This is a genomic window from Acinetobacter sp. SwsAc5 (assembly GCF_013391485.1).
Lineage (GTDB): Bacteria > Pseudomonadota > Gammaproteobacteria > Pseudomonadales > Moraxellaceae > Acinetobacter > Acinetobacter towneri.
Map to the genome: position 1 here is coordinate 12,801 of NZ_JACAXD010000025.1, position 18,885 is coordinate 31,685.

11 protein-coding genes and 1 CRISPR repeat array are annotated in these 18,885 nt (G+C 42.0%); of the genes, 1 reads left to right on the top strand and 10 read right to left on the bottom strand.

Annotated features, from left to right (window positions below):
- Positions 1-83: 83 nt before the first annotated feature.
- Positions 84-3,352: direct repeats of the CRISPR family, unit length 28 nt; unit sequence GTTTGCCATCGCCCAGATGGTTTAGAAG.
- Positions 3,353-3,383: 31 nt separating this feature from the next.
- From HYG89_RS12695 to acs, 5 genes are all read right to left on the bottom strand, one after another.
- Positions 3,384-4,580: a Wadjet anti-phage system protein JetD domain-containing protein gene (locus HYG89_RS12695; RefSeq protein WP_004974289.1), complete on the bottom strand. Its 1,197-nt coding sequence runs from the start codon at positions 4,578-4,580 to the stop codon at positions 3,384-3,386.
- Positions 4,573-7,950, bottom strand: a complete 3,378-nt coding sequence (locus HYG89_RS12700) for an ATP-binding protein (protein ID WP_178867812.1) — start codon at positions 7,948-7,950, stop codon at positions 4,573-4,575. Before HYG89_RS12700 ends, HYG89_RS12695 begins: the two co-directional genes overlap by 8 nt.
- Complete coding sequence (locus HYG89_RS12705; RefSeq protein ID WP_096901687.1) at positions 7,938-8,771, bottom strand: DUF4194 domain-containing protein; 834 nt, start codon at positions 8,769-8,771, stop codon at positions 7,938-7,940. The genes HYG89_RS12700 and HYG89_RS12705 overlap by 13 nt, the downstream gene beginning before the upstream one ends.
- Before the next feature lie 10 nt (positions 8,772-8,781).
- Positions 8,782-10,242: a DUF3375 domain-containing protein gene (locus tag HYG89_RS12710; protein WP_070155917.1), complete on the bottom strand. Its 1,461-nt coding sequence runs from the start codon at positions 10,240-10,242 to the stop codon at positions 8,782-8,784.
- Between the two features lie 192 nt (positions 10,243-10,434).
- Positions 10,435-12,378 carry an acetate--CoA ligase gene (gene acs / locus HYG89_RS12715; RefSeq protein WP_131261198.1) on the bottom strand — a complete coding sequence of 648 codons (1,944 nt, stop codon included), beginning with the start codon at positions 12,376-12,378 and terminating at the stop codon, positions 10,435-10,437.
- Positions 12,379-12,847: 469 nt separating this feature from the next.
- On the opposite strand from acs, the gene HYG89_RS12720 reads away from it, so the two are divergent.
- Positions 12,848-13,834, top strand: coding sequence for a mechanosensitive ion channel family protein (locus HYG89_RS12720; RefSeq protein ID WP_004974276.1), 987 nt, complete (start codon positions 12,848-12,850; stop codon positions 13,832-13,834).
- On the opposite strand, the gene HYG89_RS12725 is transcribed toward HYG89_RS12720, so the two are convergent.
- From HYG89_RS12725 to prfB, 5 genes are all read right to left on the bottom strand, one after another.
- Positions 13,808-14,521, bottom strand: a complete 714-nt coding sequence (locus HYG89_RS12725) for a 16S rRNA (uracil(1498)-N(3))-methyltransferase (RefSeq protein WP_131261200.1) — start codon at positions 14,519-14,521, stop codon at positions 13,808-13,810. The genes HYG89_RS12720 and HYG89_RS12725 overlap by 27 nt on opposite strands.
- Before the next feature lie 2 nt (positions 14,522-14,523).
- Positions 14,524-15,804, bottom strand: coding sequence for a 3-deoxy-D-manno-octulosonic acid transferase (locus HYG89_RS12730; RefSeq protein ID WP_178867814.1), 1,281 nt, complete (start codon positions 15,802-15,804; stop codon positions 14,524-14,526).
- A gap of 84 nt (positions 15,805-15,888) precedes the next feature.
- Positions 15,889-16,968 (bottom strand): alkene reductase, encoded by a 1,080-nt coding sequence (locus tag HYG89_RS12735; protein ID WP_178867815.1) that lies wholly within the window; start codon positions 16,966-16,968, stop codon positions 15,889-15,891.
- Positions 16,969-16,988: 20 nt separating this feature from the next.
- Positions 16,989-17,288, bottom strand: coding sequence for a helix-turn-helix transcriptional regulator (locus HYG89_RS12740; protein ID WP_178867820.1), 300 nt, complete (start codon positions 17,286-17,288; stop codon positions 16,989-16,991).
- Between the two features lie 157 nt (positions 17,289-17,445).
- Positions 17,446-18,541 (bottom strand): peptide chain release factor 2 gene (prfB, locus tag HYG89_RS12745; protein WP_168417714.1). Its coding sequence is split into 2 segments (ribosomal slippage): positions 17,446-18,468 and positions 18,470-18,541, totalling 1,095 coding nucleotides; the frame shifts between segments, so codons are not numbered across the junction.
- Between the last annotated feature and the right edge of the window lie 344 nt (positions 18,542-18,885).

Sequence of the window (18,885 nt, forward strand, 5' to 3'; positions counted from 1 at the left end):
TTGATTTTTGTTTTTTTGATCTATTTTCACTCTTTAAAAACCTATATCATTATTATCTAGAGCTTTTTATGATAAAAGTTCTAGTTTGCCATCGCCCAGATGGTTTAGAAGTTAAACAGTCTATTTTTTACAATAGCCGTATAGTTTGCCATCGCCCAGATGGTTTAGAAGTGTTTCAGATGATGAACTTAAAGAAAATTTAGGTTTGCCATCGCCCAGATGGTTTAGAAGGTACAGAAACTTTATCTAGGAAGGTTCTGCATGTTTGCCATCGCCCAGATGGTTTAGAAGATCAAATTTTTGATTCGTGTCTTTGCGGTAATGTTTGCCATCGCCCAGATGGTTTAGAAGACCACCCATTTTAGCTAATCTTGTTCCCGAACGTTTGCCATCGCCCAGATGGTTTAGAAGCATAGTCGCAATATATTTTTCCTCTTTTATTTGTTTGCCATCGCCCAGATGGTTTAGAAGTTGCTCAATGGCTGAACTGGTTAAGCTATCAAGTTTGCCATCGCCCAGATGGTTTAGAAGAAAATGAATCTTCACCATCTGCGGGATACATGGTTTGCCATCGCCCAGATGGTTTAGAAGTTACCACTATTTAACCACTATTTAACCACTAAGTTTGCCATCGCCCAGATGGTTTAGAAGAGCATGCGTGCCTTGTAATTCCAATAAGTCCTGTTTGCCATCGCCCAGATGGTTTAGAAGTTTCAACATTCATGATGTCTTTGGCGTACTGCGTTTGCCATCGCCCAGATGGTTTAGAAGTTTACCTGAACGAGTTGGAGCAGCCACAAAAGGTTTGCCATCGCCCAGATGGTTTAGAAGACTTGATTGCGAATAACATAAAAGGTTTCTGAGTTTGCCATCGCCCAGATGGTTTAGAAGAAGTGAAACAATTGCGGATTTATCTAAATTAAGTTTGCCATCGCCCAGATGGTTTAGAAGACCACGCACACACCACTCCATAAATGCAGGGCGTTTGCCATCGCCCAGATGGTTTAGAAGAATCGCTGTTTGCTTTTATATAACTCAGCTACGTTTGCCATCGCCCAGATGGTTTAGAAGTTCCACTTGTTCATCTGTCACTAGAATTTTGCGTTTGCCATCGCCCAGATGGTTTAGAAGAATATTACGAAGATAAAGACACCAATGCAGCCGTTTGCCATCGCCCAGATGGTTTAGAAGAAGACGCTACATGAACAAACTGAACAGCCAGTGTTTGCCATCGCCCAGATGGTTTAGAAGTACAGTTTACTTACATTAGAATAATAATCCTCGTTTGCCATCGCCCAGATGGTTTAGAAGATCTTCGGCTTTTGGTGCAAATAAAAAAACCTGTTTGCCATCGCCCAGATGGTTTAGAAGCAACGGAAACAATTGTAGATTTTTCAAAACTGGTTTGCCATCGCCCAGATGGTTTAGAAGTACCACATTTAAATAATGTTGTAGATTCTAGTGTTTGCCATCGCCCAGATGGTTTAGAAGTATTTCCAATATGTCAATTAATATGGCATTACGTTTGCCATCGCCCAGATGGTTTAGAAGACAAACTTTAGCAGCTGTGAATTCGCATGACTGTTTGCCATCGCCCAGATGGTTTAGAAGTACCGCACCATACCCACCTGTAGCTGTTACTTGTTTGCCATCGCCCAGATGGTTTAGAAGCAAAACCACAGGCACAAAAAAAGCTCAACTGTGTTTGCCATCGCCCAGATGGTTTAGAAGTAGTTCTCTTTGCTCTGTTCTTCGGACTGTCGGTTTGCCATCGCCCAGATGGTTTAGAAGAGCCATTCAGGACGCAAGTCATTGGCCATGTTGTTTGCCATCGCCCAGATGGTTTAGAAGCATTTGAGCATTCCAATTGCACCCTGCGCTTTGTTTGCCATCGCCCAGATGGTTTAGAAGTTACCGTTCACGTCAAGCTTGATGTACTTTTGGTTTGCCATCGCCCAGATGGTTTAGAAGGTTCCAGTAGTCGCTAAGATTTGGCTGTATGTGTTTGCCATCGCCCAGATGGTTTAGAAGTTTGACCAAATTTGCGTACACTCATTCACTTTGTTTGCCATCGCCCAGATGGTTTAGAAGATACCAAGACAAAACTTATAACAAGGCAAACGGTTTGCCATCGCCCAGATGGTTTAGAAGTGATTCAAAAACTTGGTGCTAAATGCCTAATTGTTTGCCATCGCCCAGATGGTTTAGAAGTGCAAACGGATATTTCTACTGCCTATTGGGTTGTTTGCCATCGCCCAGATGGTTTAGAAGAACTCAAACAAGATGTAGCCATTGTTCAAAGTGTTTGCCATCGCCCAGATGGTTTAGAAGAATTAAGGAAATTACGTCAGCACACATATTCAGTTTGCCATCGCCCAGATGGTTTAGAAGAAAGGACATCATCTTCTTGTGGCGGATGACATGTTTGCCATCGCCCAGATGGTTTAGAAGATCTGTTCTTTTTGGATGTACTCCATTGGATAGTTTGCCATCGCCCAGATGGTTTAGAAGCCACGGTGTATTTATACGTTTGCCACTCATCTGTTTGCCATCGCCCAGATGGTTTAGAAGACTGGATGGTGTTGGTGAACTGTAAACACAATGTTTGCCATCGCCCAGATGGTTTAGAAGTGTATCATCTTGCGTTAAAACTCCTAAATACTGTTTGCCATCGCCCAGATGGTTTAGAAGGTCCAATTGACGCGCTGTATTTTGATCCGCACGTTTGCCATCGCCCAGATGGTTTAGAAGTTCATACTGCGTCAAACGATGAGTTTTATAACGTTTGCCATCGCCCAGATGGTTTAGAAGTGAATCCTCGCCAGCCTCATTCACAATGTTCAGTTTGCCATCGCCCAGATGGTTTAGAAGTGTTTCAAGATTATGTACACCAGAAGCATCGCGTTTGCCATCGCCCAGATGGTTTAGAAGTGCGTCATTACGATCTGATTAGAGCCAAAGTCGTTTGCCATCGCCCAGATGGTTTAGAAGTGTCTTTGCTAGGCGATTTAAGCCAATCAAAAGTTTGCCATCGCCCAGATGGTTTAGAAGATTGGCCTGTTTTGAGGTTGCTGCATTCATGTGTTTGCCATCGCCCAGATGGTTTAGAAGTAAAGCTAAAGGTGACACATGAATATCAAGAAGTTTGCCATCGCCCAGATGGTTTAGAAGATTGACCACAATCTTTAAAATTACAGGTTGCCGTTTGCCATCGCCCAGATGGTTTAGAAGCATTAAATTCGATTTTGAAGCCTCGATCCCACCGTTTGCCATCGCCCAGATGGTTTAGAAGTGCGACCAGTTCAGATGAAATGATGCGTTTAAGTTTGCCATCGCCCAGATGGTTTAAACATTACACCCCTTATTATCAATCAAATTAATTTTCAAAGTAACTCTAAATAACGATGCACCCAATCAACCGAAATGCGCTCTTGCTCTAAACGCCTATTTTTAAATGTCTGTGCACGCAAATCATGAAATAATTTTAACTCGTCAGCAGTGAGATATTGTGGCTCACTAAAAATAGAGTCTGGTTCATCCACCATATGATTTTGGAACTGTAAAACTGTGGCTTCATCCATCATTAAAGCAATCACGTGTGGAATTTTTTGCCGAACCATACTTAAAATATTTAAACCTTCAGAGTCGATATCTCCCCAATAAAAAACCTGTTTATACTGTAACCACTTGGCCTTCATCCATGTAATATTTTTACCCCCACCACAAACCACAATACTATTTTCCAAGTAAGGGCACGCTAAACCTGACTGAATATTTTCAACTACAATTATTCGTTCCGCAGGTAACTCAAATTGATCTAGCACCTCTGTGGACAATTGAAAAACGGGGAGTCCTCCCAATTTTTCCTGCACATTTGGGCAGACGGGTTTGATCGTCAACCAACCTTTGGGGCTATCTAAGCAATCTAGCCATGCCAACAACCCTCCAGCCAGTACGATCTCATCATCATAAAGTACATTGCAAATTGCCTCCGTCAGCAATAAGTTCTGCTCAAGAAACTTCGTGTTTACAGCGCTTAATGGCAAGGCCCTTAAATAAAGCCCTGCCCCCATATTCGGTTTCAGCTGTTCAATCAGCTGAATCAACCATTGCCATTCTTGTTGGCTATAGCGTTCTATCTGCTCTAAATGATGAATTAAAGTTTGAAATAAACGGTGCTGATGACGATCATGCACAAAAGACTGCTTCAAAAAGCTGGATATTTTATCCAACCAGTTTTCAAGTTGTTGCTCTGTTCCTAAAAGCTCAGTAAGCTGCTGTAAAGAAAAAATTCGTAACTTTACTGGAACACGTTGTTCTGAAAGTTGTCGATACTGCCGTTCTTGCCATTCAACCAGTTCAGGATAAGCAAAATCTGTCCACGCTTTAAAAAAAGCATGAAAATGACCCAAATTATCTCTAGCTTGTTGGTCTGTGGGCACTTTCAGTGAAATTTCGATTGGAAAAGGACGTTGATTTAACAACCGCTGCTTTAAATTTCGACGATTTTCCCATTCTTTTTTATGCAAAATACCCAAAACGGTATTTGGAAGTAATCCCCACTTCTCAATTTTAGGCATCTAACTGCACCCCAAACTGTTGTGCCTCTCTATGCAGTTGCTGTTGTTTTTGCGCCATTTTTTCATCAATTTCCTGCCAAGTAATTTCACATAAATGACTTTCATGTTTCTCAATATCACGCTCGGCAATTAATAAAGAACGTGCTGACTCACGCGCTAAATTCAAGTTTTTATAAGGTGTGATTAAATTGACATGAATTTTCAACGCCTTAAATACTTTGAGTACTCGACGACTAACCGCTTCAGCTGTGTTTGAAAAAGCTTCATCTAAAAACACTGTACTGTAGATTGGATAATCATAGCCGTCTGGTGTTAATACATAAGCCAAACTCGCTGCCACAATGGTTCCAGCAAAAGATTCTTTTTCTCCGCCAGATTTACCACTCGATGACTCCAAAACATCTCGTATTTCTTCTGTAGCCAAATCGACTTCTTCTGCATAGAAAGACATTTGATGACGAGGATCAAGTAAACGCTGGCTTTCAAAAGTATGCGCTGTAACCGAGTTACTCGCTTTTTCTAAAATAGAAATTAATTCAGCTAACTTTTTAAAACGTTGTTCATATTCAATACTATTAATACTAGATATGACCCATTTTAGTTTTTGCTCAAAATCTATGACGTGTGGATACTTTTCCTTTTTGTATCCTAGTCTTAGATAGCTGCCAGACTTAAATTCTGTACGCCATAAAACCTGATTAATTATGGCAATACGGTCAGTAATTTCTTCTCTATCTGCCTCAAGGCGATTCTGAATCACACTTAAAGACTGCATGGTATGTTTTTGCAGACGCTGTTCAAACTGTTCAACTAAGGCAGGCAAACCTTCCTTTTCTAGTTCATGAAAATAGGCGACACAATCATCCAATGCGGCCAAACCAACTGCCCATTCACGTTGTAATGCAATATGTGACCATTTATCCTTACCACGAAACTGACCAATAATGTACGTTGCGCTATTTTTTGCTGAGGTATTTTGGTTGCTGGTATGTTCAATTAAACGCTCTAGCTCTTTTTCCACAGCAGTAAGATAAGCATCCTCCAACCGAGGTGTTTCTCCTATACGCTGTAGCAACAGTTCTCTGGCTTGTTCTGGGACGCCTTGGTTTGCTGCCTTGTGCGCTTGTTGTTGTTGTTTTTCTGCATCACTGAGTTTCTGTTTGAGTTTCCCCCAAGTGTGTTGTAACTGTCCTTTATGTTCCTGTAGTTGTTTTAATTCCTCTTTTGCAAGCTCCCAACGTTGTCGAGCTTGTTCAATATTGGTATCTGCCTGTTGTAAATGTTGCAAGTCATTGCTAGTCTGTTGCTGGCGCTCTGTCCAATAAGGAATATTTATCATCTCCCATTGGTAACGTAACATTCGCTCCCACAAACTCTTATGCTGTGTTACCTGATCTAGCACCTTACGCGATTGTGCAACACTCAAGGCATACTGTTCCAACTGTACCTCAAGTTTTTTTACTTCATGCTTTAATAAATCTAAACGTGAAGTATTGGAAAATCCCAAACACCAAATTTTTCGATCATCAATCCGCTGTTGATCTTTTTTCTCAAAACGTCCTTGCTCACGATGAATTAAGCCCTGTTGTGTCATAGAAAAAGGCGTTGTATTCATGATTGTTGTATCTGCCACACATTGCAGATCAAAGCGAAGAAGATGTTGTTTTAACCAATCACGATATGGATGCTCTTGCCAAACCAATTTCCGCAGAAAACCATTTTCTTTAAAATACACACTTTCTGTAGCATCAGGATGGATCACCTGTAAACGCACATGGGTTTTATTATGACGTGCATTCACCCATTGAGTGACCATCGAATAACGATCTTTCGGCACCAATAACGTTGTTTTTAAACCACCTAATGCTCGTTCAATTGCGCCTTGCCAGCTTTTTTCAGCCTCTTTTACATCAATGAGCTCGCCAATAAACATTAATTCATGTTCATCAAAATCTAAATGCTGTCTAAGCTCATCTCTTAAACGCAATAAATGTACATCATGAATATTACTATTAGGTCTGGTTTCTATTTCTTGAATATCGCTTTGAGTTTCTTTCAGTTGCTGTTGCGTTTGTGCGTATTTGCTACTGACTTGAGCAAACTCATCTTGTCGTTGGGTTTTCTCTTGCCCAATATTTAGAAGCTGCTCATGGGCTATTTTTTGGTTATCAATTAAATTTTGCTCGGTTAAATCATCTTGCAATTGTAATTGCTGAGCATCTTCCTGATAGCGCGATGCCTCTATGGTTAATTGCTTTAACTGACGCTGTATCAGTTCTAGCTCTTTTTGTAAGTTTTCAATCCGATTACCGCCTACTTGTAAATAGTCTTCATGGCAGCGCTCTTGTCGTTTTTCCGCATCATGTTCTTGTTGTTCTAATTGCTTAAACTGCGTATGTAATCGCTGTATCTCTTGCTCCAGCTGATGTATTTTTTCAGTCCAAAACTGAACATACAATTCACCTAAATATGCAGGAAAAGCTTGTTTTTCGAGCTGTAGATTATTCAGTTGCAGAGTTAACGCTGTTATTTGAACAGCTAACTCAGGTAATTTCTGTAAATGTAGGACTTGTTCACGCGCATCTACCAAATGCTTATAGTTTGCCTCTAAGTCAGCAAACTCATTTACTGCAGTCTGTGCCAAAGCACGAACCTGGCTTGGTTCTAAAACCAACTCGCGAATTAATTTAGTCAAATCATCAATTTTCTTTAAGCCTAAAGCACGTGATAACAACGCAGGTGCATTTTTATTATCCATAAATAAATATTTACGATACATCTCCTGATAGTCTTCAAATTTGCTATCAAAATAATGCACGCGTGCATCTGTTTTAGGATTAAAATGTTGTTTTAGCTGGCGAGTATTACCGTCTGCAAATTTTTCTAACACTTCAGTCAGTTGCACATTACGACTTGCAATCATATATAAACGATTCACTTCACTCAGCGAATGTTGACCTTGTCCAACCCAAAACAATCCAATTAAAGTAATCATCGAACCGTCATCAGCGGTATATAGCGCTCTTAATGCTGTTGTCACTGCTTTTTCACGCTTATTTTTTACTCGCGTTCCAGCCCCATCATGTTCTGAACCAAAACTACCACGCATATAAGAGAGTAATGTACGGTCTGAGCGATCGCCCTGCGCAGCTGCTACGTTAAAACTAGCTTTACTTGCAGGTTGTAACAATGCCATTAAACCATCAATAAAGGTAGATTTACCTGCACCATTATCTCCCGTAATAAGTGTCCCTTCAGGATCAATACGTGCGGTATGCAAGTTATGGAAGGAGCCCCAGTTAAATACTGAAATTTCTGACAAGCGAATTTGGCCTTGTGCAAATAAAGTTGAGAGGGTCATTTCTTGCATGATGATTCTCCATATTCTTGTTCGGATTGCTGCAACTTGGCCTTTGCTGCTAATTGTTGATATTCAGATAATAAACTTTGTAAAAACTCGGCATTCACGACATAGCGGATAATTGGCGTAATTTCATAACGCCCTTCTTCACCACGCAGTCCCGTTAATACTTTTTTCTCAATAAATTTTTCTAATGCTGCATTTAGCTTTTTACGATCTTTGCTGTCATGATTCGTTAAAGGAATAAATGGAATTAAACTGCTCTGGATTCGCTCAACATCAATAATAATTTTTTGCTCACCCGCAGTTTCCCGCTCCTGATAATACTTCCGCAAAATAAGTAAAATTAAGGTGTCATATACAGTCAAAGTTCGTTTTCGTATCAGTACAGGAAAATCATCTAAAGGCTGGTTCTCATCTTCCTGTTCATCCTCAATACTTTCGAGATTGATGATATAAGCTACACCTTTCTTGGCATCCAAAACCAACTGGATATAAACCTCTGCCAAATGTCTACGAATTTCCGCTTCATATCGGCACAATAAATCAAAAAGTTTTAAGTTTTCTGCTGCAAGAATAACCCCTTGACGCATGAGATAGACCAATACGCGTCGGGCTGCATGTGGCATAAGCGCATCTGTATCACGATCCTGAGCATGCTCCATCTCTGTTTGATTATCTGCATGTTGTTCCTCTGCCCCAGTTGTAGGAAACGAATCTTCTACAGGCTGATTAGCTTGGATTTCTATATTTTTCTCTGAATTTGAAGATGGTCTGCGTACCATTTCAAAGAAGTTGTCATGCTGTTGTATCTTATTTTCTGATTGCATCTCGATCTCCTTAAAGTGCCAGCTCATCTATATTTTTGGGAAATAAATCTGCACTCAAGTAATACACTGGAATACTGGCCTGCAAATGCACACCTGAACGATCCTTAAGTTCAACTTGCTCGGTATGCTGCATTTGTGGTGCTTTAATGGCTTTTGCTATACGCAAATAAGCAACAAGTTCTTCAAGCCCCGCTTGTAAAGGATGTTCATGTGTTAAGTGGGCAATACTCATCACCCCTTTCTGTGCGAGCGTTTGATATACTTTTTCAGCAACAGCACGAACCCGTACATTGTCTAAGTACTTCAACATCTGATCACTAGGTTCAGTCTTGTTTTGTTGCTCTTCGACCTCACGTGTATCCATATGTTCTGTGGGACTTTTTAAAGCAAGACTTTCAGGCGAATTCAGCTGGATGGAACCCACGGCTAAATCCACTTGTACTTCTGTTTTTAAATCACACTCCGATTCCAACAATGCCACTGCATTTTTTTCTAATTCCGACAACAACTGATCAATCAAACGGTTTTCCAATGCTGCACCACTTTCAATATAAGCTCTCAAACCTTCTTCTGTACGACGTCGGACTTGGAAAACTCGGCTACTTTCGCGTCCTAACTCACGCATTAACTGACCTAAATATTTACGTTGAGATTCGCTTAATTGTTGTGCAATAGGGTGATTCAAAATACTGCGTAACTGCTCTCTAAACTCAGTAGAACGATCTTGATCCTGAAGTAATTGACAAAACCCATCAAAAGCACTGCCTGCATCACTTTGGGCAAGCAACTGCTCTTTTTCCATTAAGCTCAGCAATACTTCTCCACGTGAATAAGCACCACTAATCATATCTAGACGCAACTCTTTATCTCGTAGACGAATCTCATCTTCGACCCGTCTAAAATCGCCTGTAAGAATGGAAGCAAGTTGATAAATTTCTCGTATTCTTTCTTTTTGTTCTGATTCTTCTAATTGTGTAACAACACCCGCCAACAAAGCATCTATTTCATTTTGAATCACTAATTTTTTTTGTTCGAGCAACTCCACTCGTTCTTCAATATTTTCACTCAATGCGACCACAAAATCACGAACCGCATCCTGCACAATTCTTAAATGTGATGCTGTGGTATGGGTTGCTCGCTCATCCAAGCCCTGACAAAAACGTAATACGGTTTCGCTAATATCCGTTTTACTCAGCTTGCCATCTATTTCTCTGAGCCAGCCTGAATGAATCCAATGATTTAAATAATGCGCTGCATTATTTTCTGTCTGCCAAATACCCTGCTCACGACTAGATTTAATCAACTCATCCAAGACATTTCTTGCACGGCCATAAGGGACTTCATTTTGTTCTGCAAATAAGTCAACAATGAACGCTAAAATATGTGGTGCGTTATCTGCTCTTAATAATTTCCAAATTGAGTTTTCATGATATAAACGCCGATACTTGGCCTGTAACCCTAGAATATTCATGCCATTCCACATCATCTGTATGATGGTTATTTATTCTACAGTTATTTTTTAATCACCTAAGCAAATTACCAAGCAAGACGACACGAGTTGTCGCATAAAGTAAGATGATATAAACAATCACCTTACTTCATCGAAAAAAATAAAAAACAAACCTTATCTAACTTCTTTGTGTACAGTGACAGCAACCTTAACCTACCTCTCCCCATACACCGTTGCAATCAAATGCTCCACCACTTGCGGCTCAGCCAAAGTAGATGTATCTCCTAAACTATCCAATTCATTCGCTGCAATTTTCCGCAAAATACGGCGCATAATTTTACCTGAACGGGTTTTGGGTAAAGCAGGTGCCCAATGCAGCGCATCAGGCGTTGCCACAGGTCCCAAAATTTTGCGAACCCAATTGACTAATTCTTCACGCAACTCCTCTGACTCAGGTGTACCAACTTGCAAGGTTACAAAGGTGCAAATCCCCTGTCCTTTAATCTCATGGGGCATACCCACCACTGCCGCTTCAGCCACAGCTTCATGTGCCACCAAGGCACTTTCAATTTCTGCGGTACCTAAACGGTGCCCCGAAATATTCAAGACATCATCCACACGCCCTGTAATCCAGTAATAGCCATCTTCATCACGGCGTGCACCATCTCCTGTAAAATACGCACCCGGATAGGTCGAAAAATACGCTTCAATAAAACGTGCAGGGTCGCCCCAAATACCGCGCATTTGCCCTGGCCATGAATCTTTCATAATTAAATTGCCTTCGGTCGCGCCTTCCAGTTCATTACCTTCGGCATCGACAATTGCGGGTTGTACCCCAAATAAAGGGCGCGTCGCCGAACCGGGTTTCAGTGGCGTTGCACCCGGCAATGCTGAAATTAATATGCCCCCAGTTTCGGTTTGCCACCATGTATCTACAATTGGGCAACGTCCTTCACCTACTACGTTGTAATACCAGTTCCATGCTTCAGGATTAATTGGCTCACCGACTGAACCAAGTAAACGCAAGCTGCTGCGGTCACTTTCACGTACAAAACGATCTCCCTCTCGCATCATGGCGCGAATGGCAGTCGGCGCGGTATATAAAATGGTGATGTTGTGTTTATCGACAATATGCCCTGTGCGCGCCCAACTTGGATAGTTCGGCACCCCTTCAAACATCACGGTTGATGTACCATTCGACAATGGCCCGTATAAGACATAAGAATGCCCTGTAATCCAGCCTACATCTGCGGTACACCAAAACACATCATCTTGTTTCAGATCAAAGACTTCTCGAAACGTGCTGTTCACATAGGTCAAATAACCGCCTGTGGTATGCAAAACGCCTTTGGGTTTTCCTGTCGAACCCGAAGTATATAAAATGAATAATGGGTCTTCGGCATTCATCGGCTCGGGTGGGCAGATGTCATTGACCGACATAATTTCCATGTGATACCACACGTCGCGTTCAGGTAACATCTCAATCGGATTTCCTGTACGGTGCACCACAATCACATTTTGCACACAGTCGGTACCTGCTACTTTTAGAGCAGCATCAACATTGGCTTTTAAATAAATTGGCTTGCCACCACGCATGGCCGAGTCGGCAGTGACAATTAACTTGGCCTGACAATCTTCAATTCGGCTAGCCAAAGCATCGGGAGAAAAACCACCAAAAACCACACAATGCACTGCACCAATCCGCGCGCAGGCCAGCATGGCAATCGCAGCTTCGGAAACCATCGGCATGTACAGCACCACCCGATCTCCTTTTTGCACCCCGTTCTTTTTCAGTACGTTGGCAAAACGGCAGGTTTCATCATGCAAAGAAGCAAAAGAAACCACTTTATGTCGAGAAGGATGATCTCCTTCCCAAATAATTGCAGGTTTATGCGGATGTTCTTTTAAATGACGGTCTAAGCAATTGGCACTGACATTCAGTTGCCCATCGGCAAACCATTCAATTTTAAAATGCTCGGGGTCAAAGTTGGTATTTTTGACTTGAGTAAAAGGTTTAATCCAATCTAAGCGTTGGGCTTGCTCTGCCCAATAAGTATCAGGGTCATCTATAGATTGTTGATAGCGTTGAAAATATTCTGCCTCAGTGGTGCGGGCAGTCTTTTTAAATTCATCTGGAACAGGATATACGTCTTTCATCTGCTACTTCCTTGAGGTTCTTGCATCTCTCACGAGATGTATGCCACGTTATTGATTATTATTTCTGCACATTTACAGTATGAACTTTCTTTTTTATGGCTCACCATTCGGCTTTAGTCGCATAAATTTTATACAAACAAGAGCATGCCAAATCGTTGATCGAATGCCATGTCCTTGCATTCATACTTTTCAGGTTTACATTCCACTGTACTGCGCATTGCATTATTTTTAAAGAAAATATCGTCCAATAATCGCGAGTATTAACATTTTTTTACGCAGCCAATCATCCATGCCAACGACCCTGTCTTACAGATAAAACCACATACAACTAGCATTTTAAGCACCAAAAAATAGTACGCTCATCACTTCTCTCCAAGTTGTCTAAAATACTCGCAAGTAAGCATTGCTTCCTTAACCAAATTGAGTTTTTCAGGCAAAATAGTCACTTCATTTTGAATTCGGAATTATCGTGGCAGAATCCAAACCCTCACTCAGTGAAGTTTCTGAAAACACCAGCCAGCTGTTGCAGGAAGCCACTGAAAAAACCACGCAAACCGTGATCAATCATACGGCCAAGTACAATGACGCCTACTCCACCATCGACAAAATTATGGAAGGATTTTGGGAGCGTGTGCCGTATTTAATGATTGCAGCCGTGGTGCTGATTCTGTTTTGGCTGCTTGCCCGTGTGTTTAAATGGTTTGTCCGCAAGACCCTAAACAATCGTTCCTATACCCGACAAAATCTGGTTTTGGTGCTGAATCGGGTCGGTAGTTCCGCAATTATTTTCTTTGGTTTTCTGATTGCGATGGTGATTGCAATTCCGGGTTTTACCCCAAGCCAACTGATGAGTGCTTTGGGTCTAGGCTCTGTTGCAATTGGTTTTGCTTTTAAAGATATTTTCCAGAATTTATTATCGGGCGTGCTGATTTTGATTGGTGAGCCATTTAAAATTGGTGATGACATTATCGTAAATAATATGGAAGGTACGGTAGAAGATATTCAGATTCGTGCCACCTTCCTGCGCTCTCCCGATGGACGTCGCATCGTGATTCCAAATGCTACGGTGTATACCAGTGCCGTGACGGTCAATACGGCTTATACCCGTCGTCGTTGCGAGTTTGTGGTCGGTATTGGTTATGAAGATGACGTACAAAAAGCCAAAGATATTATTTTGGCCATTTTAGACCGTGACATAAAAATCTTGAGCCAACCTGCATTTAGCGTCAATGTCACTGCCTTGGCCGATTTTTCGATTAATTTAAATGTGCGTTGGTGGGTAAATACGACGGAAACCACCACTTCAGCATCCATCAGTGAAGTGCAAGAACGGGTAATTGCCGCTTTTGCCGAACATCACATTTCGATTCCTTATCCTGTGCAGGAAGTGAAAGTTTATCGTGGTGATGCAGCAGTCAATGAAGATGATTCAGCCCGCACTAAACAAACGCCCTAAAACATAAGCAATCACAGTTTCAGTACGAATAATACGGTTGCCCAAGTGCCGCGCTTGGCAGCCGTTTTTTTCGAGCAAATCAATTTCGTAGGGAATAAATCCACCTTCTGGGCCAATCACAATACTGCATGGATGTTGGATGGCATGTGGCATAGCTTGATCGGTATAAGGATGCGCCACATAAGCAGAACAATCGGCAGAAATCAAACCGGGCAAAACATCTTCCACAAAGGGTTTAAAGCGTTTATAAAGTTGGATCTCAGGTGCAATGGTATCGCCTGCTTGTTCCAAGCCCAAAGTTACATATTGATCGAGCTGCTGCAAAAATGGCGTTTGCCAATAGCTTTTATCAACCCGATAGCTGTGCAGTAAAATAATTTTTTCCACACCTAACGTCACGCTATCCATAATTAAACGACGCAATACTTTGGGGCGCGGCAAAGCCACAATCAGGGTCACAGGCAGTTTTTTTGGGACAGCTTCTTCATGCAGGGCTTTGACTTGAATTCGCTGCTCGCTGACTTCCACCACTTCGGTCAAATAACGCTTGCCACCACGAATCCCGACTTTCAAGGTGTCACCGACTTGCACACCAACATGCGTATGCAAATGCTGCACTTGCCGCTGGGTGCTAATAGACCACACTTCATTTGTGGTCTGCCGAGGGTCAAGCAAAACGATATTCATATTTAAAGATACTGATTAATCACGTGAATATGCTCAGTTAAAGAGCCACGATTTTTATACATAATCACTTGAGCATTTTGATTCAGCTGTGCACGTAACGCAGGTTCAAACAACAATTGCGTTAACGTATTTACAGCTTGTTCAGCATTTTCGACCACATACACGGCTTCTGCTGCAACAAACTCATCCACAATACTTTGGAAGTTAAAATAATTTTTGCCCAATACCGTGGCGACATTTAAGGCCAAAGGCTCTAAAATATTATGCCCACCGCCAGGTTCATTCAGCGAACCACCGACATAACAGGCCTGACTTAAGGCGTACCACAACCACATTTCACCCATGCTATCGGCTAAATACACTTGTGTTTCAGGTTGAATCGCTTCAGCCAAGCTACGGCGCTGCATATTAAGTTGCAGTTTTTGTACCTGCATAGCCACTTCATCAAAACGCTCTGGATGGCGCGGCACAACAATACATAACAGTTCAGGATGCTGTGCGAAATAAGGTTTCAAAGCAGTCAATAATTGCTGTTCTTCAGGCGCATGGGTACTGGCAAGGGTAATAATTTTGCGATGTACCAATTGCCATGTCTGTTGCAACTGCGCGGCTTGCTCTACAAAATCTTCTGGTGCAGTAATATCAAATTTAATATTACCCACCACGTTTGTACGCTCGGCAGGCATCCCCAATGCGATAAAACGCTGCTGTGTGGCAGAGTCTTGCGCCAAAAGTTGCTGCAAATTTTGCAACATGCCACGAGTCAATCCTTTAACTTTGGCATAGCCTTTGGCCGATTTTTCCGAAAGCCGCGCATTAATCAACAAACACGGGACTTGAAAATGCTGCGCCTGATCAATCAAATTAGGCCACAATTCTGTTTCGACCAGTGCCAATAATTTAGGCTGATATTTCTGATAAAACTCACGAATTAAATGTACCTGATCGGCAGGTAAATACACAGCTTGAAATAAATCTAAATACGGTGCTTTTAAAAATAATGATTTGGCGCGTGCCTGCCCTGTTTTGGTGGTATTGGTGACTAAAACAGGATGCCCCGCTTTTAAATAATGTTCAATTAGAGGTTGCGCGGCATTGGTTTCTCCCACCGACACCACATGAAACCAAATGGCATGTAAATTTTTAGCGGGCTGAAATGGGCCAAAACGCTCAAGCAGTTCTTGTTGTAATTGCTCAGGATGTTCGGCACGTTTACGAATACGTGACTGATAAATCGGTTTTAACAGCGCCAAGGCTAAGTTATACCAAAATGGAGTAGCCAAAAGATGCGCCCCAAAGAAAGATTATCGGCAAAATATAACAGAGCCACACGCGCATGTTAATTGCATGTGGCGCTATACTGGCTTTTATTCTACAGCGTGTTGTGTTTCCGCCAAAGTTGGATAATCGATATAGCCTTCTGCAACGGCTGTACCAATCATGTTTTCCAACTTGAGTTCGTTTAAAGGTACATCTACCAATAAACGCTCATACAAGTCTGGATTGGCAATATACGCCTTACCAAATGATACCGCATCGGCCTTGCCCGAAGCCAATAATTCCACGGCATCAGCACGACTTAAACGCATGTTCGCGATATATGGCACACCGCCTGAACGTACTTTCATTTCTTGGGAAATGCTGTCTTCGGCTAAATATTCGCGGGTAAAGAAAAAGGCGATTTTACGCTGCCCCAATTGCTGCATGACATAGCCAAAGGTTTCACGTGGATCATCATCTCCCATGTCGTGCTCATCGCCACGTGGTGCTAAATGCACACCGACTCGACCTGCGCCCCAGACTTCAATTAAGGCGTCCATCACTTCTAACAAGAAACGCGCACGATTTTCAACCGAACCACCGTATTCATCGTCACGTTGGTTGGTTTTGCTTTGCAGGAATTGATCAATCAAATAACCATTGGCTGCATGCAACTCTACCCCATCAAATCCTGCTTCTTTGGCACGGATGGCGGCTTGTTTATATTGCTCGGTAATGGTGTGGATTTCTGCAATTTCTAAGGCACGTGGCAACACATATTCACGTTTAGGACGCAACAAACTGACATAACCTGCTTGTTGTACCGCACTTGCCGATACTGGTGTTGCACCATTGAGTAAATCTGGATGTGAAACACGACCTACATGCCACAGTTGCGCCACAATCAAACCACCTTTGGCATGCACGGCATCGGTAACGAGTTTCCAACCCTGCACTTGAGCATCGGTAAACAATCCTGGGGTATTTAAATAACCATTGGCTTCTTCAGAAATTACCGTTGCTTCTGAAAGAATCAAACCTGCACTGGCACGCTGTGCATAATATTCTGCCATCATTGGCGTTGGAACACGGTCATCGCTGGCGCGGCTACGGGTTAAAGGTGCCATCACCACACGGTTTTTTAGATGCAGATCACCCAAAACTAAAGGAGAGTCTAATTCAGCCATTTTTGCCTCTAATCTCACAGTTAAAGTGAGTGTTTTAAATATTCGACATATTGCTGAATGAGTGCTTCATTACGAGAAAAATAAGACCATTGTCCATATTTTTCTGCACGAATAAGACCTGCCTGTTGCAGTACCGATAAATGATTTGACATGGTCGATTGCGACACTTTGCCCAAACGCTCAATGTGTCCTGCACATACGCCACGCTTAAAGTCGCCACACTCATCTACCGACAAAAATTGTTCTGGTGCTTTTAACCATTCTAAAATTTGCCGACGGGTAGGATTGGCTAAGGCTTTAAAGATTAAATCGACATCCATCATTCAGACACATATTCGTAAATATAAGCCCAATTCAGCAGCTGCCCTTAATATATCGTATTTTTTCGATATTAATATCGTTTTTTTACGATTTATATAAATTTTTAAGCAACTCAACTGAATTGGGCAGGCTTATTACGGTCTTACAGACCGTAACTTATAGACCCTGTTTTAAACTGGCTTCAATAAACTTGTCTAAATCACCATCTAAAACCGCACCTGTATTTGAAGTTTCCACGCCTGTACGCAAGTCTTTAATACGTGAATCATCCAATACATAAGAACGAATTTGGCTGCCCCAACCAATATCAGACTTCGAGTCTTCTAAAGCTTGAGCCGCCTCATTACGTTTACTCATTTCCAGTTCATACAACTTGGCACGTAACTGTTTCCACGCATGGTCACGGTTGGCGTGTTGCGAACGTTGGTTCTGACAAGCCACCACAATACCTGTAGGTGCGTGGGTTAAACGTACCGCAGAGTCAGTTTTGTTAATGTGCTGACCACCCGCACCTGAAGCACGATAAGTATCGGTACGGACATCGGCAGGGTTAATATCAATTTCAATATTGTCATCCACTTCTGGTGAAACGAACACTGCAGAAAATGACGTATGACGACGGTTACCTGAGTCAAATGGCGATTTACGCACTAAACGATGCACACCCGATTCGGTACGCAACCAACCATAGGCATATTCGCCTTCAACGCGAATGGTCGCAGATTTAATCCCTGCCACATCGCCATCTGACTCTTCCATCAATTCTGCTTTAAAGCCATGGCGTTCAATCCAGCGCATATACATACGCAGCAACATAGATGCCCAGTCCTGCGCTTCTGTACCACCTGAACCCGCCTGAATTTCGACATAACACGGATTTGGATCCATTGGGTTGCTGAACATACGACGAAATTCTAATTTGGCCAGCTCTTCTTCAGCAGAGGTCAACTCCGACTGCACATCCACCAATAAATCTTCATCATCTGCTTCAACCGCCAAATCCAGCATGGCTTGTGCATCTTCTAACTGGGTTGCCAAACCTTCCAGAACATTAATCACATTCTCAAGCTCGCCTTTTTCTTTGGCCATCGCTTGAGCACGACTTTGATCATTCCAAATGGCAGGGTCTTCTAACTCGCGGAGAACCTCTTCTAAACGCTCTTTTTTCAGATCGTAGTCAAAGATACCCCCGTAGTGTTTGACCACGTTCGTTCAAGTCTTTTAATTGGTTTAGATAAGGATTAATTTCCACGTAAATTCTCTCAATTAACAATGAAGCTCAATAGCCGATAATTGTAGCACAGACCTGTTCTGGCATTTCTACCCTGCTGCAAATTCCAGCATAACTTTTCAGCTTTTATCGGTTGAATGCTAAATGTGGTTAAAAATAAAGATCACTTTAAACTTTTAAAATGAGAGCCTGATGATATCCAACCTAAAATAGCATGCACGATTAACACGGATATTTATCTTAATGGCCGATCTATCGCCCTGATTTTTTGCCTGACACATTCAGCTGAAAACATGCTTAAAAAGTGGTGTATGGTAATTGCTTCAACCCGCCAAAATAAAACAAAGATGAAACAAGTTTGATGA